The sequence below is a fragment of the Burkholderia sp. Ac-20392 genome (assembly GCF_017104585.1).
GTDB classification, from domain to species: domain Bacteria; phylum Pseudomonadota; class Gammaproteobacteria; order Burkholderiales; family Burkholderiaceae; genus Burkholderia; species Burkholderia lata.
In genome coordinates this window covers 1-787 of record NZ_JAAGPB010001169.1, presented here as the reverse complement: position 1 = coordinate 787, position 787 = coordinate 1, and the positions used below count along the sequence as shown (strand labels likewise).

Genomic DNA, 787 nt, shown 5'->3' with positions numbered 1-787 from the left:
GGCGTTGATCAAGTACGGCCTCGACGTGCGCGTGCAGCGCACGGTGATCGCGGGCAGCGGGCCGCTGCTGCTGGCGAGCGCGGCGACGGCCCGTCAGGCTGGCGCGCGCGTGTCGCATGTGCTCGAACAGGCCGCGTGGGGCGATGTGGCCGGCTTCGGGGCCGGGCTGTGGCGCTGGCCGTCGAAGCTCGCGCAGGCCGCGAAGCTCGTCACCGCCGCCTATCGGCCCGATGCGCATGTCGTCGAAGCATTCGGCGACATGCGGCTCGAACGCGTGCGGATTCGCCAGGGCGATCGCGAGTTCGAGGTCGACTGCGACCGGCTCGCGTGCGGTTTCGGCCTCGTGCCGAACATCGTATTGCCGAGCCATCTCGGCTGCCGGATCGACAACGGCGCCGTGGCGGTCGACGCGCATCAGCGCACGAGCCGTGACGGGGTTTTCGCGGCTGGCGAGTGTACAGGCGTCGGCGGTAGCGAACTGGCGATGGTCGAAGGCGAAATCGCCGGTTTGGCGGCGACCGGGCAGACCGCGCAGTTGGCCGCACTCGTCGCGCGACGGACGCACTGGCAGGCATTTGCAGATGCCGTACGCGAGCGTTTCGCGATTCGCGAGCCGATCCGCCGGCTCGCGCGGGCCGACACGCTGCTGTGCCGTTGCGAGGACGTGCGTTTCGACGCAGTCGCGCAAGCACCGGGCTGGACGGCCGCGAAACTGCAGTCCCGCTGCGGGATGGGCGCGTGCCAGGGGCGCGTATGCGGCGCGGCCGCGCAGGCACTGCTCGGCTGG

At 71.3% G+C, this 787-nt stretch carries 1 protein-coding gene; it reads left to right on the top strand.

All coding sequences use genetic code 11. From position 1 onward, the window contains the following. Positions 1-787: FAD/NAD(P)-binding oxidoreductase (locus G3N99_RS41435; RefSeq protein WP_206125335.1), on the top strand; the 787-nt coding region annotated here is incomplete at both ends.